Genomic DNA, 26,015 nt, shown 5'->3' on the forward strand with positions numbered 1-26,015 from the left:
TTTTACATTGAACCCGAGGGGGTGTCTGACTATAATGGCGCGCTTCCATTTTCCCGCTCGGGAGCCCCCGCGATGCTGCGTATCAGCCAAGAAGCTCTGACATTCGACGACATTCTCCTAGTGCCCGGTTATTCCGAGGTGCTTCCTAACGAAGTCAGTCTCAAGACCCGCCTTACCCGTGGCATCGAGCTGAATATTCCACTGGTTTCTGCTGCCATGGACACCGTTACTGAAGCCCGATTGGCAATTGCCATGGCTCAGGAAGGTGGCATCGGTATCATCCACAAGAACATGACCATCGAGCAGCAAGCTGCCGAAGTGCGTAAGGTCAAGCGGTACGAGGCCGGCGTGGTCAAGGACCCGATCACCATCGAGGCTGATGCCACGGTTCGTGAACTGTTCGAACTGACTCGCCTGCACAACATCTCCGGCGTTCCGGTACTGCACGATGGCGACCTGGTCGGCATCGTCACTTCCCGTGACGTGCGTTTCGAGAACCGCTTGGACGCCTCCGTCCGTGAAGTGATGACGCCTAAAGAACGTCTTGTCACGGTCAAGGAAGGCGCCAACAAGAACGATGTGCGTGAACTGCTGCACAAGCACCGCATCGAGCGCGTTCTGATCGTCGACGACAAATTCGCCCTCAAAGGCATGATGACCGTCAACGACATCGAAAAAGCCAAGGCTTACCCGCTGGCCAGCAAGGACGATCAAGGTCGTCTGCGCGTTGGCGCTGCAGTCGGTACCGGTAAAGACACCGGTGACCGCGTCGCTGCCCTGGTCCACGCTGGCGTTGACGTGGTAGTGGTCGACACTGCTCACGGTCACTCCAAAGGTGTGATCGACCGCGTTCGCTGGGTTAAACAGAACTTCCCTGAAGTGCAGGTCATCGGCGGCAACATCGCCACCGGCGCTGCCGCCAAGGCCCTGGCCGAAGCCGGCGCTGACGCAGTCAAGGTCGGTATCGGCCCTGGCTCGATCTGCACCACCCGTATCGTCGCCGGTGTTGGCGTCCCGCAAATCAGTGCCATCGCCAACGTCGCCGCTGCCCTTGAAGGCACTGGCGTTCCGTTGATCGCCGACGGCGGCATCCGTTTCTCCGGTGACCTGTCCAAGGCCATCGTTGCCGGTGCTTCCTGCGTGATGATGGGCTCGATGTTCGCCGGTACTGAAGAAGCGCCAGGCGAGATCGAACTGTTCCAGGGCCGTTCGTACAAGGCTTACCGCGGCATGGGTTCGCTGGGCGCCATGTCCCAGGCTCAAGGTTCCTCCGACCGTTACTTCCAGGACTCCTCGGCAGGCGCCGAGAAACTGGTTCCGGAAGGCATCGAAGGGCGTGTTCCGTACAAGGGCACCCTGAGCGCCATCATCCATCAACTGATGGGCGGCCTGCGTTCTTCCATGGGCTACACCGGTAGCGCCGATATCGAAGAAATGCGCACCAAGCCTGAGTTCGTGCGGATCACCGGCGCTGGCATGGCCGAGTCCCACGTTCACGACGTGCAAATCACCAAAGAAGCGCCAAACTACCGCGTAGGTTGAAGCTTCCAGCAATAAGTTAAGTAACCGGGGCTGTTTTCAGCCCCGAGTTGTTTCTGATTTTCTTCACCGAACTGCATAGACGAGACTGACCACATGGCCCTCGACATTCACGCCCACCGCATCCTGATCCTCGACTTCGGTTCCCAGTACACCCAGCTGATTGCCCGCCGCGTGCGTGAAATCGGCGTGTACTGCGAGCTGCATCCGTTCGACATGGACGACGAAGCGATTCGCGAATTCGCTCCAAAAGGCGTCATTCTCGCCGGCGGCCCCGAGTCCGTGCACGTAGCCGACAGCCCGCGCTGCCCGCAAGCGGTGTTTGACCTGGGTGTACCGGTCTTCGGTATCTGCTACGGCATGCAGACCATGGCTGAACAGCTGGGTGGCAAGGTCGAAGGTTCCGAGCTGCGTGAATTCGGTTATGCCCGCGTTGACGTGGTCGGCAAGAGCCGCCTGCTCGATGGCATCGAAGACCACATCGACGCTGACGGCCTGTTCGGCCTCGACGTGTGGATGAGCCACGGTGACAAGGTCACCAAGATGCCGGAAGACTTCCACATCCTGGCCAGCACCCCGAGCTGCCCGATTGCCGGCATGTTCAACGATGCTCGCGGCTACTACGGCGTGCAGTTCCACCCGGAAGTGACCCACACCAAGCAGGGCGGTCGCATCCTCTCGCGCTTCATCCTCGACATATGCGGCTGCGAAGCCCTGTGGACGCCTTCGAAGATTGCCGAAGACGCCATCGCTCAGGTACGCGCCCAGGTCGGCACCGACAACGTATTGCTCGGCTTGTCCGGCGGTGTGGACTCCTCGGTGGTTGCCGCGCTGCTGCACAAGGCTATCGGCGACCAGCTGACCTGCGTCTTCGTCGACAACGGCCTGCTGCGCCTGCACGAAGGCGAGCAAGTGATGGCCATGTTCGCCGAGAACATGGGCGTCAAGGTGATTCGCGCCAACGCCGAGGACCAGTTCCTCGACAATCTGGCAGGCGAAAGCGACCCAGAGAAAAAGCGCAAGATCATCGGCCGTACCTTCATCGACGTTTTCGATGCCCAGTCCAACAAACTGGATAACATCAAATACCTCGCCCAAGGCACCATTTACCCGGACGTGATCGAGTCGGCTGGCGCCAAAAGCGGCAAGGCTCACGTGATCAAGTCGCACCACAACGTGGGTGGCCTGCCGGAAGAAATGAACCTCAAGCTGGTTGAGCCCCTGCGCGAGCTGTTCAAGGACGAAGTCCGTCGACTGGGCCTGGAACTCGGCCTGCCGTACGACATGGTCTACCGTCACCCGTTCCCGGGCCCGGGCCTGGGCGTGCGGATCCTCGGTGAAGTGAAGAAGGAATACGCTGACCTGCTGCGTCGCGCCGACCACATCTTCATCGAAGAGCTGCGTAAAGCCGACTGGTACCACAAGGTCAGCCAGGCATTCGTGGTGTTCCAGCCGGTGAAATCGGTTGGCGTGGTGGGCGATGGCCGTCGTTACGCCTGGGTCGTTGCTCTGCGTGCCGTGGAAACCATCGACTTCATGACCGCGCGTTGGGCACACCTGCCTTACGAACTGCTGGAAACCGTCAGCGGCCGGATCATCAATGAAATCGAAGGCATCTCCCGCGTCACTTACGACGTGTCGAGCAAGCCGCCAGCGACCATTGAGTGGGAGTAGGGTTGATCCGCAACTATCTGTTTTATAAGTAAAAAATCAGAATGTTTGCGATTTCTTCCACGTCATCAATGGCTTGGTTCATGGTACGTGGTGCCGGTCTCATCAGAAACGAATATCGACACCATGTTCGGTAGAGCAATGCCGACATGGTATCGATAGCGCTTTTCTGCGCAGAGACAGTTACAGCCTGGGGCGGTTTTGATTCAGTGCCCAGACGCTTACGGGCTTTACCATCAGCCTCAAACAACAAAACCCGCATTGGCGGGTTTTGTTGTTTCAGACGAAGACGTTGATCAGAAGTCGTAACGCACGTTCGCAGTGAAGGTGTCGGCGTCGAAACCACTGCTGGTCAGGTAGTTGTACGTCCCTCCCACGCTCCACGCGCCTACGCGGTAGTTCGCGCCCAGTCCCAGCTCGTAGCTGTCGCGCGCCGGTGTCGCGCCTGTGGTGGTGAACGGGGTACCGCCGAGCACGAAGGTGGAGGTGGTGCCGGCCTTGTCGCCGATGAAATCGTGCCAGGCCATCAGCTTGGCTTCCGGTTCCAGGCTGCCCACACCTACGTCAAAAGCGGCCGCCAGACGAGCGCCCAGGCCCATTTCGCCGATTTCATAGCGCTGGCTGCCGACGTTGAGGGCGGCTGAGCTACCTTTTTCACGGTACGAATCCATCGATACGTTGGCATAGCGCGCACCGACCTGTGGTTCCAGCAGCCACTGCTTGTCGAGCTGGAAAGTGTAGCCTGCCAGTGCGTTGACGCCGAAGATCTCACTGTCGTAGTCGGCCTTGGCGCGGGTACCGGCGATGTAGCGTTTGGACTCGTTGTCGTTCCAGCCATACATCAGCGAGGTGTCGACAAAGAAGTTGTCACGGGCCCAGTTGCCGTACAGGGTCAGTGCATGGCCGCTGACGTCGGTTTTGTTGCCCAGGTCGGATTTGACGTCGCTGGTCAGGTAGCTGTAAGCCAGGCCCACGGTGGTATCGGCGTTGAGCTTGCCGTCGGCACCCACGGCGATGCCGTTGGTGTTGGCGTCGTAGCCGTCGATACCGTGGCGGCTGTCCTGGTTGGCATCGCTGGACAGCGCTTGCAGCCATACGCCTTGTTCTGCCAGGACGTCGCCGGAGGACAGACCGCTACGCGCTTTGCTGGCGCGGCGGTTGATGGCACTTGCGACCAGGTTCTGGCTGTTGGTGGCGGCGTTGATCGCCCCACGGCTGACGTCCGGGGTCAGGGTTTCGGCAAGTTTGGCCAGATCTTCACTGGTGGCGGCGTTGGCGAAACGCTGGAATACCGGGTCGCTTTCGTCCATCAGGCCCAAGACTGTGTTCTTGAACGGTTTGATGGCGTTCACCGCGTTGCGCGAACCACGGGCACCCAGCAGGTCTTGCGTGATCACCTCATCACTGCGGGTGGCAACCAGTGCTTTCACGTCCTGGCCTTCGATGCCGAAGTTCCTCACCTCAAGCAGCGCCGAGGAGGAAACCACGGACAGGTTCTGCGGCTCTTCCCAAGTGCCAGAGTTGATGAGGGTGTAGCGGGTGCCCTGGGCCGACGTGCGGAAGTCGTCGGAGCGAGCCTGCAGTTCGATCTGGCTGCCTGGAGCGAAGAAGGTATTGCCGGTGACTTTCAGGATCGGCGTGTTGGGCAGAGTGTTGTTATCCAGCAGCAAGCGCAAGCGCGCAGTGTCGCTGTCCATGTCGAGGTCGCCCACAATCGTAGTCTGCGGGCGAAGCAGAGTCAGGCGGCCATCGCCGATATCGACGTAACCGGCGCGGATGGTCGAGCCATCGAACATCGCGTCCCCTCGCACCAGCACACCACTGAGGCCCAGCAGGTCACCCTTTACTTGCCCTCCTTGCCAGTAAAAATACGAGGGAGATGCATTGTCGTCCGCCAGAATCGCTGCGGTGCCGCCCTCGATCAGGCCACTTGTCTGCGTGATGGAGAAGGTATAGCTGGAGGGGTCGAGGCTGATAAAGTGGATACCCACCCCTTCGGCCGAGATAGTCCCGCTGTTGTTGATATCACTCTTGAAGGGGGCGCCTGTCATCTGACCGGTAAAGCGAGCGTTCTCGATCTCGATACCCGCAGAGTCGATGCCGCGAGCGGTGATAGTGCCCGAGTTATTGATGCGCGACTGGGTCGAAGTGATCATCATGCCATTGGCATTTTGACCAGTCACAGTGATGTTGCCGTTGTTGTTCACTTCACCCGCGATATTCGCCAGATACAGGTCCAGCCCCATGGCGCCGTTGCCGCTCACCGTAATGTCGCCATTATTTACCAGATCGCCAGCGACGGTGGAATTGAGGGTCATGGAGATACCGGCCGGGATGTCGCTGGGGTTCGCGGCCGTCAGGTTGATTTTGCCCTGGTTGACCAGGTTGCCCGCCAGGGTCACATCGGTCAGTTCTACACCTGCGTTTTGCGACGTCCCGGTGAAGATGGCGTTATTGAAAACATCACCGGAGCTGCTGTATGCCCCTGTGCTCAGGTCGTAGTTGAGGTCGGGTGCGGGTGCGGCATGGACCGTGGCAGTGGCAGCCGCGACGGACAGCGCCAACAACGAGCGGCGCAGGTGGGAAATGTTCAAGGCAGTATCCTTACAGGGCAGAAACTGACAGGGAACAACCTGCGCATCAGCGTCTGTTTTAGGCATCCCTGCCAGCTTGTCAGTGAAGTGCTGATTCAAGCGCGTGCAAATTTACACGATGCTTGTAGGACAATTCATCATAAAAATAATCAATGCCGAAAAAAAAACTAAAAAAGGCGAAGTTACAGCTGTTTTTTGAGGCTTTACGGGGTTATTCAGCAATAAGCGGAACTTTAGGTCGCCGTTGCGGTCACGCCCGGGTCAGGCACTAGGGGGGATGGTATTCGGATGTTTTTAAACGGACCTGCCCACCCTTAATCTCAGGATTCTCATGTACCAACGGAGTTTTAGCCCATCGGCTCCATGTCGCTTCCCACCCCCTATCATGGCTTGCTCCTGGTACATGGACGCATTGGGAGAGGGGCGAGCCAAGCGCCTGTTGGTACCTATCAGCTAAACTACCTGGAATAATCAGGTCTGCTTCTCCGATGAGATGACGCTGGGGTAATAAGGCGAGTCGATTACGGTAGTCCAGCGGATCCAGTGAACCGTCGAGTGGCGACAGTCCTTTCATCGTCGCCCATAGACGTGGACTGAGATTGCCAGCAAGGGTTTGCACCTGGGTAACATCATTGCGCTGCGCCGCTAACAATAATGCGAGAGCGGCTCCACCTGAATACCCCACTAGTTCGAACTCCCTGTTGCCATATCGCTGTTTTAATTGGTCCAGCGCCTGGCTGAGGCGGGTGACCACTTCCTGAGAAAATCGTCGATTGGTCCAGAGTGCTGATTGACAGGCTGCGGCCATGACGAACTGGCAGGGGCGTGCCAAGTACGCATTCGGTGTCGGATCATCGACCGCCAGGCGTGGCACTAACAGATTGTGCGGGCTCGGATCCAGGCTGGGTTGAGTGGCCGTCGCCCAGGAATGGCCATCGCCTTCCAGGTAGACACGCAGGCGAGTCATCTTTTCTGCAGTGTGCGGCGCAAGTATGACGAGGGGGAAGGCGTGTCCCCGGAGGACCTCCAATTGTCGGCCGTGCTCTTCAGCCAGTTGTTGCAGTGCCTCGCGCGGCGATTGGCAGGCGATGAGAATCGCGCAGACCATCACCATCCAGGCTTTATAGAAGCCGGCCAATGTCCGACGACAGGGAAAGGATCTAATGATCATCTGTCATAACACACCTTGGCAGTGGAGGCATCGGCATTGACGTCGGCATTGGCGGTGTAGTTCTAGGTTATGTTAGGGCAGCAATGGCAGGATGTGGCGACCCTGTGGGAGGGCTACAAAACCATTACCCAATAAACGAACAGGTGCTTCAATTTCAGTTTATGCAACGTCTCGGTTTCACTCGTAATGATGGGTTTAAATACTGTGAACTAATGAAGAATATTCCGGCCTGCGGATTTTGTTTATCTTGAGGCCATTATTTAAAGGGTGAATTTGTCTAGTTGATAATAGAGTGGGAGTGATCCCGGCTTTAGCTGGTCGTCCGTAACAAATGAAAGGCCCCGTGAACGCGAGTTCACGGGGCCTTTTGCGTTTCAGCGCCGGGCCACATCCGAGAAGTAAAACTTGTCCAGGGTATGTCGCGATTCGGTGTACTCGAACTGCCTGCCATCCTGCAAAAACGTCTGGTTACTAACCACGATCACATGGCTTTGCCCATCGAGGTCCAGATGTTGCTGGTCGTCCTTGCTGCGGGGCACCGCTTCGATGGTGCGTTGGGCGTAGGCGATTTGCAGTTGCAGGGTCTGTTCGATGAAGGCGTAGATCGATTGTTCGGCGATGTCGCGGGACAGGCCGGGAATCACGTCGCTGACGAAATGGTTGATGTCGAGGATCACCCGTTTGCCGTCGATTCGCCGCACGCGCTTGATCCGCGTGATCAGGCTGCCTTCTGCAGCCTTGATGTGTTCGAGCAGTGGGCCTTCAAGGGGGATCTGAGTGAATTCGACCACCTCGGTGCTGACGTCGTTACCCAGTCGCGGGTAGGTTTCCTGGAAGCTGACGATGCCGCCGAGCTGAAATTCGATCGGGTTGGTCGACAGCACGAAGGTGCCTTTGCCATGGACTTTCTGGGCGAAACCGCGCTCCTGCAATTGCTCGATGGCTTTGCGCACGGTGCCGCGGCTGGCCTGATAGCTGTCCATCAGTTCGGTTTCGGAAGGCAGACGTGCGCCACGTTCCAGACGTTCGGTCGTGATGTTGGCAAGCAGATCGATGTAGATCTGGTTGTATTTACTCATGGGGATGGCTCTGTGCCGCGCTGTGCTCAAGGTTTCGAACCTTAAGGGCAGGGTAGGGGTTTGTCCATGCGGCTTTGGGTTTCTTTGACTTCGGAGGTAGGAAATGTCGCCGTTTGTCGGGTTCAGGGTAAACAAAATAAAACTCGTCTGTACGAGTTGTTGCTTTAACTCGTACAGACGAGTACTTTTCGCTTCGGCGTGCTGCCAATAACAAAAAACAACAGCGCAAGGACAATCATGAGCCACGACTATCCGAATATCGTCACTGAGCTGCTGCACAGCCTCGGTGGCAGCGACAACCTCGAGCAGGCCGCGCATTGCGTCACACGGCTGCGCCTGGCTCTCAAGGACCCGAAACTGGTCAATAGCGCCGCGCTGAACCAGATCGATCTGGTCAAGGGTTCATTCTTTACCGGTGGTCTGTTCCAGGTGGTGATCGGCCCCGGCGAAGTGGAAAAGGTCTACGCCGAGCTGCGCCGGCAAACCGGTCTCGCCGCCTCGACCATCGCCGACGTCAAACAGAAAAGCGTCGACAAGATCAATCCGATGCAGCGATTGGTGCGGGTATTTTCCGACGTGTTCATGCCGATCCTGCCGGCGCTGATCATTGCCGGCCTGCTGATGGGCATCAATAATTTGATCGGCGCCAAGGGCATGTTCATCGAGGGCAAGACTCTGCTCGATGCCTACCCCAAGCTTGACGGGCTCTGGAGCCTGATCAACCTGATGGCCAACACCTCGTTCGTGTTTCTCCCGGCGTTGGTGGGCTGGTCGGCGGCCAAGCGGTTTGGCGGCAGCGAAATCCTCGGCATCGTGCTCGGCTTGATGCTGGTGCACCCGGATCTGCTCAACGCCTGGAACTACGGCAAAGCGGTGGCTGGGCTGGAGGGGCAGAGCCTGCCGTACTTCGACATCCTCGGTCTGTTTCAAATCGAGAAAGTCGGTTATCAGGGGCAAATCCTGCCGATCCTCATGGCGGCCTATGTGATGAGCGTCATCGAAAAGTGGCTGCGAGCGCGAGTGCCTAACGCGGTGCAATTGCTGGTGGTGCCGATCACCACGATCGTCGTCACCGGCGTGCTGGCGCTGGCGGTGATTGGCCCGGTGACCCGCCATCTGGGGATTCTCATCACCGAAGGCGTGGTCGCCCTGTTCGACCTGGCGCCCATGGTCGGCGGCGCGATTTTCGGCCTGCTCTATGCACCGCTGGTGATCACCGGCATGCATCACATGTTTCTCGCGGTCGACCTGCAACTGATCTCCACCCAGGGCGGCACTTTCATCTGGCCGATGATCGTCATGTCCAACCTCGCCCAAGGCAGCGCGGCACTGGCGGTGTTCTACATGACCCGCAGTGTGCGGGACAAAAGCATGGCCTCGACCTCGGCGATTTCTGCCTACTTCGGTATCACCGAACCGGCCATGTTCGGGGTCAATCTACGCTACAAATTTCCGTTCTATGCGGCCCTGATCGGCTCGGCGCTGGGCTGCATCTTCCTGTCGCTGAACAAGGTCCAGGCTTCGGCGATCGGTGTCGGCGGCTTGCCCGGTTTCATCTCGATCATTCCTCAATTCATTCCGATGTTCATGGTCGGGATGGTGATTGCCATGGTCGTACCGTTTGTTCTGACCTGCGGGTTGAGCATGAGGATTGTCCGGCCTGGGTATCGGGTCGCTTAATAGATCGCTATCGCGAGCAGGCTCGCTTCCACATTGAAATGCGATCAACTGTGGGAGCGAGCCTGCTCGCGAAGGGCCCTTAAGCCCAGTACAAAACTTACTGAAGGAATCCCGCCATGCAAGACTGGCAACGTTCGGTGATCTACCAGATCTACCCGAAGAGTTTTCACAGCCACGCCGGCAACCCCACGGGGGATTTGCTCGGCGTCGTGGCCAAGCTCGATTACCTGCACTGGCTGGGTGTCGATTGCCTGTGGATCACGCCGTTCCTGCGTTCGCCCCAGCGCGACAACGGTTACGACATCAGCGATTACTACGCCATCGACCCAAGCTACGGGACCATGGCCGACTGCGAGCTGCTGATCGCCGAGGCCGGCAAGCGCGGGATCAAATTGATGCTCGACATCGTGGTCAATCACACCTCGATCGAGCACACCTGGTTCCAGCAGGCCCGCAGCAGCCTCGACAACCCTTACCGCGATTTCTACATCTGGCGCGACCAGCCGAACAACTGGGAGTCCAAGTTCGGCGGTTCGGCTTGGGAGTACGAGGCCCAGACCGGTCAGTACTACCTGCACTTGTTCGACCACACTCAGGCCGACCTGAACTGGGACAACCCCCAGGTGCGTGCCGAAGTCTTCAAGATGATGCGTTTCTGGCGCGACAAAGGTGTGGGCGGTTTCCGTCTGGACGTGATCAACCTGATTTCCAAACCGGCGGATTTCCCGGAGGACAACAGCGACGGTCGGCGCTTCTACACCGACGGCCCTAACGTCCACGACTACTTGCAGCAGATGCACCGTGAAGTGTTCGAAGGCCATGACCTGATCAACGTCGGCGAGATGTCATCCACCAGCCTGGAACACTGCATTCGCTACTCGCGACCGGAGTCGAAAGAGCTGTCGATGACCTTCAACTTTCATCACCTGAAGGTTGATTACCCGAACCTGCAAAAGTGGGTTCGCGCCGATTTCGATTTCCTTGCACTCAAGCGCATCCTCTCCGACTGGCAAACCGGCATGCAGGCTGGCGGCGGATGGAACGCGTTGTTCTGGTGTAACCACGATCAGCCACGGGTGGTCTCGCGTTTTGGTCATGACGGCGAGCATCGTGTGGTGTCGGCGAAGATGCTCGGCACGGCGCTGCATTTCCTGCAAGGCACGCCGTTCGTGTACCAGGGTGAAGAGCTGGGCATGACCAATCCGGGCTTCGATCACATCGATCAGTACCGCGATGTCGAAACCCTGAACATCTTCCGGCTCAAGCGCGAAGCCGGTAGCCGCGACGCCGACAACATGGCAGCGATCATGCAGAAATCCCGGGACAACGGTCGCACGCCAATGCACTGGAACGCCGAGCCGAACGCCGGTTTCAGTGCGGTCGAGCCCTGGATCGGCGTGCCGGCCAACGTGGCGCAGATCAACGTCGCGCATCAACTCGACGACCCGGATTCGGTGCTGCATCACTACCGTCAGCTGATTGCCCTGCGCCGCAGTGAAACGCTGATGTCCGACGGCGTGTATCGGCAGTTATTGCCTGAGCACACGAAAATCTGGGCGTATGTGCGTGAAGGCCATGGCGAGCGTTTGCTGGTGCTGAACAACTTCTACGGCGCGCCGTGCGAAGTCGAACTGCCGCCAGACGTGATCAATGAAGCGATGGCGCAACGTCTGGTCATCAGCAACTACCCGGACTGTCCGGATCGAAGCCGACAGGTCTTTTTGCGGCCTTATGAGTCGTTCGTTCTGCACCTGAGCGACCACTAACGCTTAACCAATAAATACATCGTTTTAAAAACACGCAGAACGCTGCGCGGGGGAGTCTTGCGCGCCGATTTTGCTGCATCACACAATAAAAATAATGAGGTGGTTCTTGAAAATAACGATAAATCGCAGCCTTGTAGCGGCGGGCATATGCCTGGCATTACCACTGTCGGCCCAGGCGCTGGAATTCGCCGGTTACCTGCGCAGCGGCGTCGGCACCTCGGTTAACAGTGGTAAACAGCAGTGTTTTCAGCTGCCGGGAGCGCAGACCAAATACCGCTTGGGTAACGAATGCGAGCAATACGCCGAACTTGAACTGCGCCAGGATCTGTACACCCTGGACGATGGTTCGGTGCTCAGCGTCGACGGCATGGCATCGCTGTATAACCAGTACGACAAAGACCTGACGTTCAACGGCGACAATGGCTCGGTGCGCATGCCACAGTTGTATGCGCAATGGTCGAACATGCCCAGCCTCAACGGCGGTTCGCTGTGGGCCGGTCGGCGTTATTACAAGCGGAACGATATCCACATTTCCGACTTCTACTACTGGAACCAGAGCGCCACCGGTGGCGGTATCGAAGATGTGCTGATCGGCGATCTGAAGTACAGCTACGCCTTCTCGCGCAAGGACAACCTGTACCAGAAGGACTACATCAACCGTCACGATTTCAATGTCGCCGGCTTCAATACCAACCCCGGCGGCGAACTGGAATTCGGCCTGAGCTACATCGACAAACCCGACAGCCGCGACGCTCACCGCGGTTGGGCGATTACCACCCAGCATGTGCAGAAGGGCTTTCTGGGCGGCAAGAATAAACTGGCCTTTCAATACGGCGAAGGCCCCGGCACCGGGTTGGGCTATACCGGTAACGTGAGGCTGGACGACAGCAGTAAAAGCTACCGTGTTGTGGAGTTCTTCGACTGGCAAGTGACGCCGCGTTTCGGCGGGCAAGTTGAAGCGGTCTACCAGAAAGACATTCGCCCGGACGGCGCCGACCAGAACTGGATTTCCCTCGGGATTCGCCCGGCCTATGCGATCACCGAGCAGTTCAAACTGGTGACTGAACTGGGGCACGATCAGGTCGACGCCACGGGTGGGACGCGCAAGCTGAGCAAGTTCACCTTCGCCCCGACCTGGTCGCCCAAGGGCCCGGAATTCTGGGCGCGTCCCGAGGTGCGTCTGTATTACACCTATGCCAGTTGGAACGAGGCGGCCAAACGGGCGGCCAATGAATTGGCGGCGGGTTCGGCGTTGTCCGACACAGGCGCCTTCGGCACGGCGCGACACGGTTCGAACGTCGGATTGCAGGTCGAGTATTGGTGGAAATAAGCGATGCTGTCGGAGCCTCGCGCTCCATCAGCACTTCAAAGAACAAAACAGCAGGTGACGTCATGGCCACACCCCAACAATTGCAACTGCTGGCACCTTTGTCCGGCGTGCTGATGCCGCTGGACCAAGTTCCCGATCAGGTGTTTTCCAGTCGCGTGATCGGCGACGGTCTGTGCATCGATCCGACCTCGCAAACCTTGTGCGCACCGCTGGCCGGGGTGATCAGCAATGTGCAGGTCAGTGGGCATGCCGTCAGCATCACCGACGACAATGGCGTGCAGGTGCTGATGCACATTGGCCTCGATACCGTGAACCTGGCTGGAAAGGGTTTCACCCGGTTGGTGGAGGAAGGTCAGCGGGTAGCAGTGGGGCAGGCGCTGATCGAGTTCGATGCCGATTACATCGCTTTGAACGCCCGCAGTTTGTTGACCTTGATGTTGGTGGTCAGCGGTGAGCCGTTCACTTGGCTGGCGCCCGCAACGGGTGTGGTGGAAAGCGGTCAGCCGCTGCTGAGTTTGAATCCATCCGAAGTGGCGGCCGATGAGGGGATTGCGCAGAAGAGCGAGGCACTGTTCTCCAAACCGGTGACGCTACCCAACACCAACGGATTGCACGCTCGCCCTGCAGCAGTGTTTGCCCAAGCGGCGAAAGGCTTTTCGGCGAGCATTTGCCTGCATAAACAGCAGGACAGCGCGAACGCCAAATCCCTGGTGGCGATCATGGCTTTGCAGACTGCCCATGGTGACGTTCTGCAGGTCAGCGCGGCCGGCGCGGATGCCGAAGTGGCGATCAAGACGCTGGCCGAGTTGCTGGCCGCCGGTTGCGGGGAAGTCGTGACGGTGATGGCAGAGGTGGAGACAGTTGCTGCTGAGACCTCATCGCTGAAGGTGCTGCGCGGCGTCTGTGCATCGCCGGGGTCGGCGTTTGGCCAAGTGGTGCAGATTGCCGAGCAAACCCTCGAGGTGAGCGAGTCAGGCGTTAATCCCCAGGTTGAGAGTGAGCATCTGTCCGGGGCATTGGCGGCGGCGGTTCTGGCCCTGCAGCAGTTGCGAGACAACGCCACGGGTGACGCCCAGGCAGACATCTTCAAGGCTCATCAGGAACTGCTCGAAGACCCTGGCCTGCTGGATCAGGCCCTGGCACTAATCGACGGCGGCAAAAGTGCCGCTTTCGCCTGGCGTGCGGCCACCGAGTCGACGGCAGCCTTGTTCAAAAGCCTGGGCAATGCTTTGCTGGCCGAACGGGCGGCAGATTTGGCCGACGTCGGTCAACGGGTGCTCAAGCTGATTCTCGGCGTTGAGGATCGTGCGATGGAGTTGCCGGATGGGGCGATTCTGATTGCCGAGCAACTGACGCCCTCCCGGACGGCTGGCCTGGACACGCGCAAGGTGCTGGGGTTCGCTACGGTCGGCGGTGGCGCTACCAGCCACGTGGCAATTCTGGCGCGGGCCTTCGGTTTGCCGGCGATCTGCGGCTTGTCAGTTCAGGTGCTGACACTGATCAATGGCACCCGGGTTTTGCTCGATGCCGATAAAGGCGAACTACAACTGGATCCTGACCTGGCCACCATTGAGCAGTTGCAAGCCAATCGTCAGCAACAAAAAAAACGCCAGCATTACGAGCTGGAAAATGCAGGACTGGCCGCCTGTACCCGCGATGGGCATCACTTTGAAATCACCGCCAATATCGCTTCGTTGGCCGAAGCCGAACAGGCCGTGGCGCTGGGCGGCGAGGGCGTCGGTCTGTTGCGTTCGGAGTTTCTTTATCTGGATCGCAATCACGCGCCGAGCCATGACGAGCAGGCATCCACCTACAGCGCCATCGCCCGTGCCCTGGGCCCGGCGCGCAATCTGGTGGTGCGAACTTTGGATGTCGGCGGTGACAAACCGTTGGCCTATGTGCCGATGGAACGCGAAACCAACCCATTCCTGGGCATGCGCGGAATTCGTTTGTGCCTGGAGCGTCCGCAGCTGTTGCGCGATCAGTTCAAGGCGATATTGAGCAGCGCCGGGCTGGCGCGCCTGCACGTCATGCTGCCGATGGTCACGCAGTTGTCGGAGTTGCGGCTGGCCCGTCAGCTACTTGAAGAAGAGGCGCTGGCATTGGGTCTCACTGAATTGCCGAAACTGGGAATCATGATCGAAGTACCGGCGGCGGCGCTGATGGCTGATCTGTTTGCGCCCGAGGTGGATTTCTTTTCCATAGGCACCAACGACCTGACCCAATACACCCTGGCCATGGACCGCGATCATCCCCGGCTGGCCAGTCAAGCCGACAGCTTTCATCCGTCGGTACTGCGTTTGATCGCCAATACCGTGAAAGCCGCTCATGCCCATGGCAAATGGGTCGGAGTGTGCGGCGCCATGGCTTCGGAAAAACTGGCGGTGCCGCTGTTGCTTGGGCTTGGGGTGGATGAACTGTCGGTGAGCGTGCCGTTGATTCCGGCGATCAAAGCGGCGGTTCGTGAAGTGGATTTGCTGGACTGTCAGGCCATCGCCCAGCAAGTGCTGGGGCTGGAAAGTGCCGAGCAAGTACGCGAGGCATTGCGGCTGCATCATGAGGCGACGGTCGATACTTCATTGATTCTGGAGAACTGAGCATGTTCGAGAAAATGCAGCGGGCGTTCTGGAAAGCGTTGACGCCGGACCTGGTAGTGGATGAGCCGAAAGTGGTGGCTCCGCCTGTTTTCGGTTTGGCCGCGAATGTCGTGGCCGCGCTGGGCGGTGTGGATAACCTCAAGTCGCAACAGCCGGTGGCGCTGACCCGGGTGCGGGTGGAATTGCGGGACATGACGCGAATGGATCGGCAGGCGTTGACGGTGGCAGGGGTGCCGGGAGTGATGATGCTGGAGGATGGGGTTGTGCATCTGATTACCGGTCTTCAGCCATAACCGGAGTTTTGTGGTGAGGGGGCTTGCCGGACCGCCGCATCGCCCCGTTGGGTCGCGACGCGGCCCTCTCCCGATGCAGCCCCCCGTAGGAGCTGCCGAAGGCTGCGATCTTTTGATCTTGCCCTTGTGGCGAGGGAGCTTGCTCCCGCTGGGCAGCGCAGCGCCCCCAGAAACCTGAGACCACCACAAAACCCTGTGGTGAGGGGGCTCGTCGGAACGCCGCATCGCCCCGTTCGACTGCGCAGCAGTCGCCCAACCAAACACCGCGGTATGCCTGGCAAAACCGGGCTGCTGACTTTGGGGCCGCTCCGCAGCCTAACGGGAGCAAGCTCCCTCGCCACAAAAAGCCCACTCACCATAAAAGTAACTCGACGCTAGTCCGAAGGCCGTGCCCTCAACCGCCGCCCAATCACATCCAGCACATCACACCCATCCCGTAACGGAATGGCGCAGAACAAAGAAAGCTCCGAAGCAAGAGCTGTCGTTTTCAATGAACGGCAAAGGCTGGCGTAGGTATTAGAGAAACTGTGATCGAATCAAATCCGTATCGAACGGTGTGATCCCTTGATCTGGTGCAAACACCGCCTGTGCCTGCTGCGGCGAAGCCACTCGTTCCCCCCGTGCGCGTACATGTAAATCGAACAGAGTCTCCAAATCAGGCCGTGGTGTATGCACCAAAGCCCGCAGCATCAACGATATCCCACTGAGGTTGTTCCCGACGTTGTTCCATCGTGGAGATGAAGTGAGCCCCAGATCGGCCCAGATCATACGTCGTTCCTGCAAGTCCATTACGAATGGCAGGCAGATAACTGTGTCGGATGCGATATCGATGCGGTCGAACACGGATCGCGGCTCGAACACTTCACCCGACGCCGTGTCGGTGCGGGCCATCCAGCCAGCGAAGCATTCTGGGAGATCGCAGTACGGCTGCTCGGTGTATGAGTTGATGGACGTGACGACATAGCGGATACCCTTTTCGACGAGGACATCAAGGTCGAGGTCGATGAACTCCGAAGCCCCGTCGGGCGCATCGACGATGTCGCCGCTGTGGTAGCCGCCGTAACCCTTCAGGTTGTAGTACGCGACCGTTTCTTTGAACACGAAGTTGGCGTCGAAAAATGCAGCGGACAAGTCGATATCTGTGCGTCCACTGCCATTCTTCCACCACAGGAACAGACGAATGAAACGTGTGTCAGGCATAGGCAACCGACTGCCCCGCACCAGCGTACGTAGCGACTTCGATGAGGCGCGCTGCGCCAGCGGCACCCTGTATTCGCGTAATGCTGGATCGATGAAACAGCGGCCTAGTGGCGGCAGCGACGCAAAACGCATTACGAGAGCGTCCTCGCAGATTCGGGCTGCACGAGCCAACACGCCGGGTGTGAGAGGTTCGCGTCGATCCTTGATGCCATAGACTTTGGCAAATGCACCTTTCGGTGTGAATGCCCGCAGGGGCAGGGGGCGCGGTGCACGTACTTGGGCCAGCAACTGCAGCAGGACAGGCGAGGACACTTGTGTTGCAACAGCCTCGAACGCATCGAGAACCGACTCTGGTTCCGTCGCGCGCCGCAGAGTCGCGTCCAGCCGTCGTGCGAACTCACCAGGACGGCTCTGTAGTACGGGCGTAAGCTTGGCGATGTCACGCTGGGCAAGCAATGTTTCGACACATGATCCAAATGAAGCTGGTGCTTCGTTGCGACGCGCTGCCGTGATGGCGGCTAGTGCTCGTGGGTACTTATCGGCGTAGTCGCCCGGATGCAGTACTTCAGCCAGGCGTTTCCAGCGCTCAGCATGTCGCATCACGTCTTCTGCAGCGTTGGGTATGTGGTCGAGTAGGCGCAACAGCAGACGGCGCATCGAGCGCTTCATCGCTGTGAAACGTGTCGAAGCTGTCGTCAGTGACACGTCTCCTCCATTCAGCGCGACCGCGAGTCGTAGCACGTCAGTCGCCGTTTCGATGTTTCGCTCCAGGAATGCGTCCACCCGTGCATCGCTGGCGACATGCAGGATAAGTGCGCCGCCGAGCTGTGCACGGATCTCCCGGAACGGGACGACCTCAGGCAGCAGACGGAATACATCGCTTTTGTACTCTCGGACAAACCAGACGACATCCGCAGTTTCCTCTTCGGAAAGTGAGGTGCGCGATGAAACCAGCGGCTCGAGCAGTGACTCGAACTCAGAGACGCTTCCCGGTTCGATAACGCGGGATATGAAGTTGCCTTCAAGCATCGCAGGTCGAGAGTGTTCAGTCGGTGGTAAACGCCAAAGCGTGAGGTAGTGCATGACGGCGTTAAGATACAGTTCCGCCTCTGAGGCCGTCAGTACTTGCTCCGGAAAGTCAGGATAAAACGGCCGGTGGTGCACATGAGCGCCAGTCTCCCGCCGAAGCACTCCGACAATGTCGCGCAGCCAGTGCTTGAGTTCTGTCGCTGACAACATGCCGATTCGCTCGATCAGAGGCTCTGATAGTACGCATCGGAACGCCGCGACTTCCCGGACAGCCGACGCGACCTGAGCGCGCGAGGCACCGCCAGTACCCATCGGGACGTGAACTTTGCTACGGCGACGCAGGAACAGCTCCTGATTCATGCTTGATTTTCTCCCTTGGCCGCCGTCGTGAACGAGCTGCAGCATCGTGTCTACAGCCGATATAAAAACGCCTGCAAGAAGCAGGCGCGGTGTGGAGAGCGGAACCCCTAGGTCATTAGAGGTTTAGAAGGAAGGTGTTCCATAGCCACGAAGGCATTCTACGGGAGGTTGTCCCTGTCTGTCAGATTGCTGCGTATCTCAACGGTAACAAGCTGCTTCACCGGAAGAATAGCAAAAAAGGGGACGGATTTATTTGTAGCTGTTCGTCCTCCCAACTATTTGTCGCGACAACAATTGAAAACTACTGAATCTCTTCAGATATCTGTCGGAAAAACATTCATATTATTAACCTTTAAATCCACTAGCGCCGAGTCAGCTTCCGCGTATCCAATCAACTCAATAAATATTATTGACCCACCCACATCAATAACTGCGCCGCCCTCCATATCATTTGAGATCAAAGTCCCCGTCATAGTTACGATGCCATCCATCACTCCAACAGAGTGAGCATTATTTAGCGAAGAACAAGCGTTCTCTCCCCAAACAAACTCATCATCGACTTCTAATTCGACATCATACTGCTCACCACCTTTCGGTGGGGTAGCACGCCAAACTGCGGTTGCGGCCCCGACATTGGTTGAAAACCCAACTAGAACTTCTTTGGTAACAAGAGTTACGAGATCTATGGTTATTTTCATACTTGTTTCTTCAGTGATGGCACGCGGACAACGGTATTTTCGACGTTCATAATATTCTCCTTTAACTGGAGTATCTACTTCTCCTCATGGTAATGATGCTTACTCCTTGCCACCCATTTCATGTGCTCCGTATCGAATGCTTCTCTTACCGTCCGCTGAAACCAATCTGTCAGAATCCGGGAAATTCGTCCTTGGGTGATCGCCGATTAGCCGGTGCTGGCAGTCGTAGCGGTATTCGGTGACAAGTTTCTGCGGGGTGCCGCGACGTTCGCGGATCAGTTTACCGAAGGCGTCGTAGTCGTAGATTCGCCATTGATGTGTCAGACAGGTCGCTATCGCGGGCAAGCCACGCTCCCACAGGTTCCGCAGCTTAACTGACTGGCATTGGGGCTCGCCCCGTTCGACTGCGCCGCAGTCGCCAAACCAAACACCGCGGTATGTCTGATAAAGCCGGATCGCAGGTTTTAGGGGCGGCTCCGCAGCCCAGCGGGAGCAAGCTCCCTCGCCACAAAAAGCCTCGGCTCTAGTCCGAAGGCCGTGCCCTCAACCGCCGCCCAATCACATCCAGCACATCGCACCCATCCCGTAACGGAATGGCGCAGAGCAAGGCAAAGTCACTGAGAATCATCGAATCACACTCGACTGAACCGCGCATGGACATGTTCTCAAGCACTTGAGTGACGGCGCGAATTCGATAGCTGGCAGCATCGGTCAAAATATCGATCGGCGCGTGGGTATCGACGAACAGGGTGGGCATATCGGTGCAGTTGCTGGTTAGCGCCATGAAGCGGCTTTTGGGGTGGGGAATTGGTTTTTCGTAGGGTGGGTCTGGCGTTAGCGTCGTCATTTGTAATTTCCATGAGTATGAATATGAGCTGCCAACGCACCCTCCTACAGGTTTGGGTGGCAGCCATGCGCAGGAGTAGGAGTACCGAGCACTCATGAACCTCGGCCACGCCGAAGCGTGTCCTGCGCACAGCCGCCGCGAACGATCTTACGGACACGAATTAAGCGCCGCAATCAAACGACAAAGCTGTTGCACCATGAGAGAGGGCTCCTACACCCTGCCACTGCATTTGCAGCGACAGCCAAAGACTATCCATGGATCTCACTTCGCACCAGTTCATGGAAACCGCTACGACTTGAAGGAAACTTCCGACGACCTTGCCCGGAAATTTCGCTGCCTGTGAGACCGTCATCGCGGGCAAGCCTCGCTCCCACGGAATCGAGGCAGACCGCCAAATATGGGTACGACTTCAATCCTGTGGAGCGAGGCTTGCCCGCGATTGAGCACGAAGCGGTCATAAAATCTATCTGCCTCAGAGATAACTGACCTTACCAAGTCGATTGATCTTCAAGGTTTGCCTTCTGAAGATCACCTTTCCACTCTTCACTTGCCAACCTATATACGTCTTCAAAAAAACCACGTGGATTTTCTATTTCGGTTTCATCCCAAGCGAGGATCCGGGGATCCTCGTAATCACTTTCAAACTGCTTAGAAAAATCAAAGTCTGATTGCTGTAAAATCTCCTCAAGCATCTTAAAAATTAAAAACCTATGCCTGTAGGTTAAATAATCAAAATCTGGAATTATAAATTTTCGTATTACTTCCTCTCTTTCGTCTTGCTTGTTAGGGTTATAAATCCACAAAGCCTCACCAAGCGTTTCTTCTCTATCATAAATTGATATTCCGCTTAGGATGTAAGAAAGCCGAGGCTCAAATGGAATATTTACAAACGGATGCGTCAACATTTTATTTAACCTCTCGAGGAAAAGCCGTGAACGGACGTTTCACATTTCGCTTATCAAATTTAATTTCCGCCCCATCCATACTTTCTATATAACGAGGATTATCTCGATTTTTTTCATTAGGCTTGTATCCACGTCCTGCTCCGGGTAATTCCATTCTCACGATTGGGTTCCGGTCGGCGTCATAACCAGTCGGCTCAGGCACATCACGATGCATTTTGGACAATGCGTAACTTATTGCACGAAATTGCATCATCCAGCTACTGAACTGGGAGCTTGGCCTGATTGGTCCTCTCACACCTTTCTTCGTCGGATGGGACCCATCAATCGACCGCTGCTTCAAAGCTTTTTTGTCTATCTCTGGACCATGTTTTTCAACTGAATGCATTTTGTATTCTCTGTTCCACTTTAATACCTGACGCTTGGCTTCCTCCTCTGTTTTTGGCTCAGGGTGTTTCGCCTTAGGGAGCTTTGGTTCCCCCTGGTTTACGGCGGGATTACTAGAGTCCGCGGGGACCGGACAGCCTACATTTTTCTTATTCTTCGGCGGAGGACAGTTCGTCGAGCTCAACCCCAACGGATCAACCCACCCCGTCGGATTCGGCGTGTACTGACACTGGTTCAGCCCACCCGCCAACTTGATCGGGTCCGGCGTCAGATACCGTCCTACCTCCGGATCATAGTAGCGATGCCGGTTGTAGTGCAGACCACTCTCGGCGTCGAAGTACTGGCCCTGAAAGCGCAGCGGCTGGTCGAGCTGCTCGCCCCCACCGAACGCCAGACGCGTGACCTTGCCGTAGGCGTTGTACTTCGCCGACCAGACGATTTCGCCACCGTAATCCGTCAGTTCCTGTGGCGTGCCGAGGTGGTCGAGTTGGTAGTAGAACGGGCAGGCCTTTTTCGGGCCCTTGCCGTCGAGCATGGCCAGCGGGCGGAAGCTGCCGGGTTCGTAGACGTAGCTGCGGTAGTGCTCGCGGCTGCTTTCAGCGACGAGGTGGTCGCCCTGCCAGAAAAATTCGGTGGTTTTATCGTCGACGGTTTTGGCGATGCGGCGGCCGAAGGCGTCGTAGCGGTAACTGGAACAACGACCGTCCGGGGTGGTGACGCCGATCAGCCGGTGCTGGCAGTCGTAGCGGTATTCGGTGACGAGTTTTTGCGCGGTGCCGCGGCGTTCGCGAATCAGGTTGCCGAAGGCGTCGTAGTCATAGTGCCGGTCGCCCTGCATCAATAGGCGATTGCCTTTGACGGTCGTCGGGCCGGGCCGATCCTGCATCAACAGGTTGCCGGCGGGGTCGTGGGCGAAGCTTTCCGCTGGGTCGTCGCGGGTGTGGCGCACGCGGGTCAGGCGGTTGAGCGGGTCGTACTGGTAGCTGCGCTGGCCGTGGCGGGTGTCGGCGATGTGGTCGAGATTGCCGTTGAGGCTGTAGGCATAGTCGCGGCGATAGAGGTTTTTTTGCTGTTGACTGACAGCGTGGGCCTTCAAACGGCCCTGGTCGTCGTAGGCATATTCGCTGAGCAGCAGACCTTGCTGACGGTTTTGTTCGCGTCCGAAGGAAAACTGGTGGGTAGTAAGACGCGCGCCGTTGAGGTCGATGGCCGTCAGCGCGCCGCCCTTGGCGTGGTGGTAGTCGAGTTTGCTGTTGTCCGGCAGGCGCAGGCGCAGGCGCTTGAGTTGGCCGCAGGCATCGTAGCCATAACGCAATGTGCCCCAACCCTGATGCTCGGTGATCAGCCGGTCTTGTTGGTCGTACTCGAATTCCAGTGGATGGTCGTGGCTATCGTCGACGCTGATCAGCCGGCCCAGCGAGTCGTAGCGGTAGCCGACCTTGATGCCATCGGGCAATATTTTGACCAGCAACCGTCCGGCCGAGTCCCGCTCATAAGCCGTGATCAGCTGCGAGCCGTCATCACCGAACTCGATTTTCTCGAGAAGGTGACCGTTGAGATCGTAGGCGTACGCGGTGCGCTGTCCGTCGAAACCGGTTTCCTGTCGGATCAAGCCATTGGGCGTGTAGTCCAGTCGATAGTGTTCGCCGGATTCGTTTTCGATTTCCGTCAGCAGCAGTTGCGCGTTGTCGTAGCGATACTTGAGCTGGGTGCCATCGGGGTTGATCCGGCGACTGACCAGGTGCAGGTCGTCGGCGTATTCGTAACGGGTGACGCGGCCCAGTTCATCGCGTTCGGCGGTGATCTTGCCGTAGGCGTTGTAGCTGAATCCGCGAGTGGCGCCGGTAGGCAGCGTGGTCTGAACCAGTCGGCCGACGGCATCCCATTGGTATTGGGTAACAGCACCGTGTTCGTCCTGACGGGTAATCTGCCGCCCCAGCGCATCGTAGGAAAAGCGTCGCTGACCACCGTCCGGCAAGGTCTCTTCGAGCAGCTGCCCCAAGGCATTCCAGACAAACACATGCCGGCTGGTGTCCGGGTAGCGGATCGACAGCAAACGCCCCTGAGCGTCGTAGTGATAGTGGGTGACCTGGCCGTCGGGATCGGTGGTTTCAGTGACATCCCCCTGAGCATTGCGCTGATAGGTCCACACCGCTTTGCCGCGATAGCGCGCATGCAGGAAACCGTTGCGATACTCGTAGGCCGTCGGCTCGTCTTCCGGCGGAATCAGCGCCACCAACCGCCCAACTTCGTCGTAACGGTATTCGGTGACGGCCCCGAGCGGATCCTGCTCAGCAATTAGCCGACCCTGATCGTCATAGGCCTTGAGGTTTTCGCCACCATCCAGCTCGACCTTGCGCACCAGCCGCGCGCGGTCATCGTGGACATAAACCTCTTGGCTGCCATCGACGTTATGAACCGTGACGCTGCCCTGATCGTCCCAGACGTAGCACGCATCCATCTGCGCAAACGACGCCCAGTGCCGGACGCAACGGGCCGCCTTGCCGGACCGTTCCCACGCCCAGAAGAAACTCGCCCCACCAGCCAGTTGCCGCTGCAGAATCACGTGCCGGTCGTCGTAGTCGTAACGCTCGCTCTCGCCGGCAGCGTTGCTCGCTTCGATCAGCTGAGCGCATTCGTCGTAGTGGTAACTGACCAGCGTCTGCTCGGTGTGCCAGGCTTCGTCGAGGGTCTGCGCTGGAACAAACACCTGATAGTCGACGGCAATCAGGTGGGCGCGGTCATAGCGCAACAGCAAGGCGCGGCCGGCGCCGTTGTCGAGACGTTGAATGCGCTGCTGGCGGTCGCGGGTGATGCGCAGGCGGTTGTCGTACGCGTCGCTGATCGCCGTCAGCCGACCGTTGTGAAAGTGGTAAAACCGCGTGTCGTCGCCGGCCTGGGCGAGGATCAGTTCTTCGGGTTCAGCGCCGAGATAAATCGCTGCGCGTGACAGGCTGTTGTGAATCGCCGGGCGTTCGCTGCTCGGTAATGGAAACGGGGTGCGACGGTTTTCGTGGTCGATCCAGATAACCTGATCGCCGTCGATTTCCAACCGATGGGCGAGCGAATGACTCCAGCCAAAACCCAGCCCGCAGTCGATCTCGGCAGCACTGGTGCGATAGAGCCGGGTGAAGTCGAACGGCAGGATGCCGTCCAGCGCACCGTCGGAGAGGGTCAGCAGTTCTTCGCCGGTGACCATCGACACCGGGCATTTGTTGGTGGCAGTTTTATTGGCGGAGTCGGCACTGTCGCCGTTGGGGTTTTTTGCTTGATCCGGGACGTTGTCGTGGTGTTCGTTTTGCTTGAGCGTAGTGTTGCGCTTGGCATCCCAGCGCAGTTGCATCCGACCTTTTTTCAGACCCGCTGCCACACCGCGTGCGGCGACTGCTTTGTACTGGTCGACGTACTTCATGAAGGTGTTGAGGATATTGAAAGTGGCCTCGACGAAGCGCATCGCAAGGCCAGCCAACAACGCCCCGTACTTAATCCCGCGAAGTGTGAGATAGGCCTTGGCGGCGGGTATACCGACACCCGTCCAGGCCAACGCCAAAGCAATCAGAATATCGATCAGCACCGAAACAATGACTTGGCTGGTCACCTCCGCCGTGTTGCCAGCGATCTCGCTGGGCGGGAGCATTTCCAGCCAGAGACTCGCCGTACGCAGCAGTAAACAGAGCGCCGCTTCGTCACTGGCCAGCAGCTGGACTTTGGCTATGACCTCCGGCGCCGTCTCCGCGAGCCTGGCCAACTCATCGGCGCCGCTGCCCAGCCGTTCAGCAAATTTTCGGGGATCCTGAAGAATGTCCGAGAGCAGGCTGAGGCTGTCCCAAACACCGATGACCGCCGCCCAACTGCCCGCCAGCATGCCGTTACCGGTAGCCGCAAAAGTCGACTGCGACCATTGCGGTTTGAACCCCTCCCATTCCTTGCGTAGCCAGCCTTCCAGCTCGGTGGTCAGGCCTTTGTAGGAATCAAAAAGGTCATTGACTTGCTTCGGAGTAACTTCACCCTGAACGTGAACGCGGTAGAACTTGCCCTCTTCCCCTCGGAATGTTCCCTTGCCGTTTTCATCGAGCGTGACCGGCGTCGACTTACCCCCATCCTCCGCAATCACATCGACCTGAATATTCCCCAACGGAATGTCATAAACCGATTCGAACTTGCTCTCGATTTCCAGAATCCCGCCTTTCGGGCACTGGACGACGATGGAGATAAAGTCGTCGTCACCGCTGCTGACAACGGTGCTGGAGCTTCCGAATGTGATGATCCGCTCCATGCCCATCAGCGACGGCAGATCCGCCACGTGGCTGGCCTGGTCGGCGGTCTGGCTGAGCCAGTGATTGAGCTGTTCGCGATAGAGCGAGAGGGTGTGCGGAAAGTTGTCGAGTTCCTCCTCGATGCGGGCGATGTGCTCCATCAACGCACCGAACGGTATACGGCGGGGTTAAAAGTCGGTTCGAACATGAGCAATCCCTCGCGCAGAAAATTAGGCGCAGGGACTTTGCGGGGGATCGATCAGGAAAGAAGTCGGGAAAGGTGGAAATGGATGTAGGGGGATTCGCTGATTGATGGCGACTAAATAACGATCAGCGAAGCGGCCCCGAAACCAGCAGTAGCATTTCATCAGACATACCGTGCTGGATGGTTTACGACTGCTTCGCAGCCGAACGGGGGCAAGCCCCCTCGCCACAGGTTCTGCACTTGGCATGTCCTTCTCTTAACGAACAGGCATTGGGGCAAGTTCCCCACCACAGGTGCATTGTCAGCCATGATCTGACTGTGACCATCCGCCGCGCTGCCCTTACTGTTTCTCATCCGCAGGTGTATCGTATTCGCCTTTTGCAGGCCCCCGCCTGTGGTTGATACGTGAGG

General features: G+C 57.9%; 15 protein-coding genes. 7 read left to right on the plus strand and 8 right to left on the minus strand.

All coding sequences use genetic code 11. The annotated features are described in order from the left end of the window. Positions 1-72 precede the first annotated feature (72 nt). Positions 73-1,542 (plus strand): IMP dehydrogenase, encoded by a 1,470-nt coding sequence (gene guaB, locus AB4O41_RS22675; RefSeq protein ID WP_460144767.1) that lies wholly within the window; start codon positions 73-75, stop codon positions 1,540-1,542. Between the two features lie 93 nt (positions 1,543-1,635). Further along, positions 1,636-3,213, plus strand: coding sequence for a glutamine-hydrolyzing GMP synthase (gene guaA, locus AB4O41_RS22680; protein WP_007903619.1), 1,578 nt, complete (start codon positions 1,636-1,638; stop codon positions 3,211-3,213). A 293-nt stretch (positions 3,214-3,506) separates the two neighbouring features. On the opposite strand, the gene AB4O41_RS22685 is transcribed toward guaA, so the two are convergent. The 3 genes from AB4O41_RS22685 to treR all read right to left on the minus strand — a co-directional run bounded on the left by AB4O41_RS22685 (position 3,507) and on the right by treR (position 8,054). Then, positions 3,507-5,804: an autotransporter family protein gene (locus AB4O41_RS22685; protein WP_460144768.1), complete on the minus strand. Its 2,298-nt coding sequence runs from the start codon at positions 5,802-5,804 to the stop codon at positions 3,507-3,509. A gap of 268 nt (positions 5,805-6,072) precedes the next feature. Continuing rightward, entirely contained in the window at positions 6,073-6,912 is an 840-nt protein-coding gene (locus tag AB4O41_RS22690) for an alpha/beta hydrolase (RefSeq protein ID WP_460148401.1), read from the minus strand. A 437-nt stretch (positions 6,913-7,349) separates the two neighbouring features. Beyond that, entirely contained in the window at positions 7,350-8,054 is a 705-nt protein-coding gene (treR, locus tag AB4O41_RS22695) for a trehalose operon repressor (RefSeq protein ID WP_460144769.1), read from the minus strand. A gap of 237 nt (positions 8,055-8,291) precedes the next feature. On the opposite strand from treR, the gene treP reads away from it, so the two are divergent. From treP to AB4O41_RS22720, 5 genes are all read left to right on the plus strand, one after another. Next, positions 8,292-9,734, plus strand: coding sequence for a PTS system trehalose-specific EIIBC component (gene treP, locus AB4O41_RS22700; RefSeq protein ID WP_460144770.1), 1,443 nt, complete (start codon positions 8,292-8,294; stop codon positions 9,732-9,734). Between the two features lie 116 nt (positions 9,735-9,850). Next, the gene (gene treC, locus AB4O41_RS22705) at positions 9,851-11,500 is read left to right on the plus strand and encodes an alpha,alpha-phosphotrehalase (protein ID WP_460144771.1); all 1,650 of its coding nucleotides are present in this window, start codon (positions 9,851-9,853) and stop codon (positions 11,498-11,500) included. A gap of 106 nt (positions 11,501-11,606) precedes the next feature. After that, entirely contained in the window at positions 11,607-12,830 is a 1,224-nt protein-coding gene (locus AB4O41_RS22710) for a carbohydrate porin (RefSeq protein ID WP_460144772.1), read from the plus strand. A 62-nt stretch (positions 12,831-12,892) separates the two neighbouring features. Beyond that, positions 12,893-15,427 (plus strand): phosphoenolpyruvate--protein phosphotransferase, encoded by a 2,535-nt coding sequence (ptsP, locus tag AB4O41_RS22715; protein ID WP_460144773.1) that lies wholly within the window; start codon positions 12,893-12,895, stop codon positions 15,425-15,427. A 2-nt stretch (positions 15,428-15,429) separates the two neighbouring features. Then, a complete protein-coding gene (locus AB4O41_RS22720; protein WP_460144774.1) occupies positions 15,430-15,720 on the plus strand; it encodes a PTS transporter subunit EIIB in 291 nt (96 codons plus the stop codon). 516 nt (positions 15,721-16,236) lie between these two features. Here the strand turns inward: AB4O41_RS22720 and AB4O41_RS22725 are convergent. The 5 genes from AB4O41_RS22725 to AB4O41_RS22745 form a co-directional block, all read right to left on the minus strand. Beyond that, positions 16,237-18,309 carry a TerD family protein gene (locus tag AB4O41_RS22725; protein ID WP_460144775.1) on the minus strand — a complete coding sequence of 691 codons (2,073 nt, stop codon included), beginning with the start codon at positions 18,307-18,309 and terminating at the stop codon, positions 16,237-16,239. Between the two features lie 314 nt (positions 18,310-18,623). Continuing rightward, entirely contained in the window at positions 18,624-19,007 is a 384-nt protein-coding gene (locus AB4O41_RS22730) for a hypothetical protein (protein WP_460144776.1), read from the minus strand. Positions 19,008-19,530: 523 nt separating this feature from the next. Beyond that, entirely contained in the window at positions 19,531-19,854 is a 324-nt protein-coding gene (locus tag AB4O41_RS22735; RefSeq protein WP_460144777.1) for a hypothetical protein, read from the minus strand. 488 nt (positions 19,855-20,342) lie between these two features. After that, positions 20,343-20,759, minus strand: a complete 417-nt coding sequence (locus AB4O41_RS22740; RefSeq protein ID WP_460144778.1) for a hypothetical protein — start codon at positions 20,757-20,759, stop codon at positions 20,343-20,345. A 1-nt stretch (position 20,760) separates the two neighbouring features. Next, positions 20,761-25,560, minus strand: a complete 4,800-nt coding sequence (locus AB4O41_RS22745; protein ID WP_460144779.1) for an RHS repeat-associated core domain-containing protein — start codon at positions 25,558-25,560, stop codon at positions 20,761-20,763. Positions 25,561-26,015 lie beyond the last annotated feature (455 nt).

It is taken from the genome of Pseudomonas sp. S2_A02 (assembly GCF_054668495.1).

What these genes read in the sequence shown, in the direction of transcription:
- AB4O41_RS22720 (WP_460144774.1), top strand. Translation starts at nt 15,430, where the DNA reads ATGTTCGAGAAAATGCAGCGGGCGTTCTGGAAAGCGTTGACGCCGGAC.
- AB4O41_RS22725 (WP_460144775.1), bottom strand. Translation starts at nt 18,309, where the DNA reads ATGAATCAGGAGCTGTTCCTGCGTCGCCGTAGCAAAGTTCACGTCCCG.
- treP (WP_460144770.1), top strand. Translation starts at nt 8,292, where the DNA reads ATGAGCCACGACTATCCGAATATCGTCACTGAGCTGCTGCACAGCCTC.
- AB4O41_RS22745 (WP_460144779.1), bottom strand. Translation starts at nt 25,560, where the DNA reads ATGGAGCACATCGCCCGCATCGAGGAGGAACTCGACAACTTTCCGCAC.
- AB4O41_RS22730 (WP_460144776.1), bottom strand. Translation starts at nt 19,007, where the DNA reads ATGAAAATAACCATAGATCTCGTAACTCTTGTTACCAAAGAAGTTCTA.
- AB4O41_RS22690 (WP_460148401.1), bottom strand. Translation starts at nt 6,912, where the DNA reads ATGGTCTGCGCGATTCTCATCGCCTGCCAATCGCCGCGCGAGGCACTG.
- AB4O41_RS22735 (WP_460144777.1), bottom strand. Translation starts at nt 19,854, where the DNA reads ATGACGACGCTAACGCCAGACCCACCCTACGAAAAACCAATTCCCCAC.
- guaB (WP_460144767.1), top strand. Translation starts at nt 73, where the DNA reads ATGCTGCGTATCAGCCAAGAAGCTCTGACATTCGACGACATTCTCCTA.
- ptsP (WP_460144773.1), top strand. Translation starts at nt 12,893, where the DNA reads ATGGCCACACCCCAACAATTGCAACTGCTGGCACCTTTGTCCGGCGTG.
- treC (WP_460144771.1), top strand. Translation starts at nt 9,851, where the DNA reads ATGCAAGACTGGCAACGTTCGGTGATCTACCAGATCTACCCGAAGAGT.
- treR (WP_460144769.1), bottom strand. Translation starts at nt 8,054, where the DNA reads ATGAGTAAATACAACCAGATCTACATCGATCTGCTTGCCAACATCACG.
- guaA (WP_007903619.1), top strand. Translation starts at nt 1,636, where the DNA reads ATGGCCCTCGACATTCACGCCCACCGCATCCTGATCCTCGACTTCGGT.
- AB4O41_RS22740 (WP_460144778.1), bottom strand. Translation starts at nt 20,759, where the DNA reads ATGTTGACGCATCCGTTTGTAAATATTCCATTTGAGCCTCGGCTTTCT.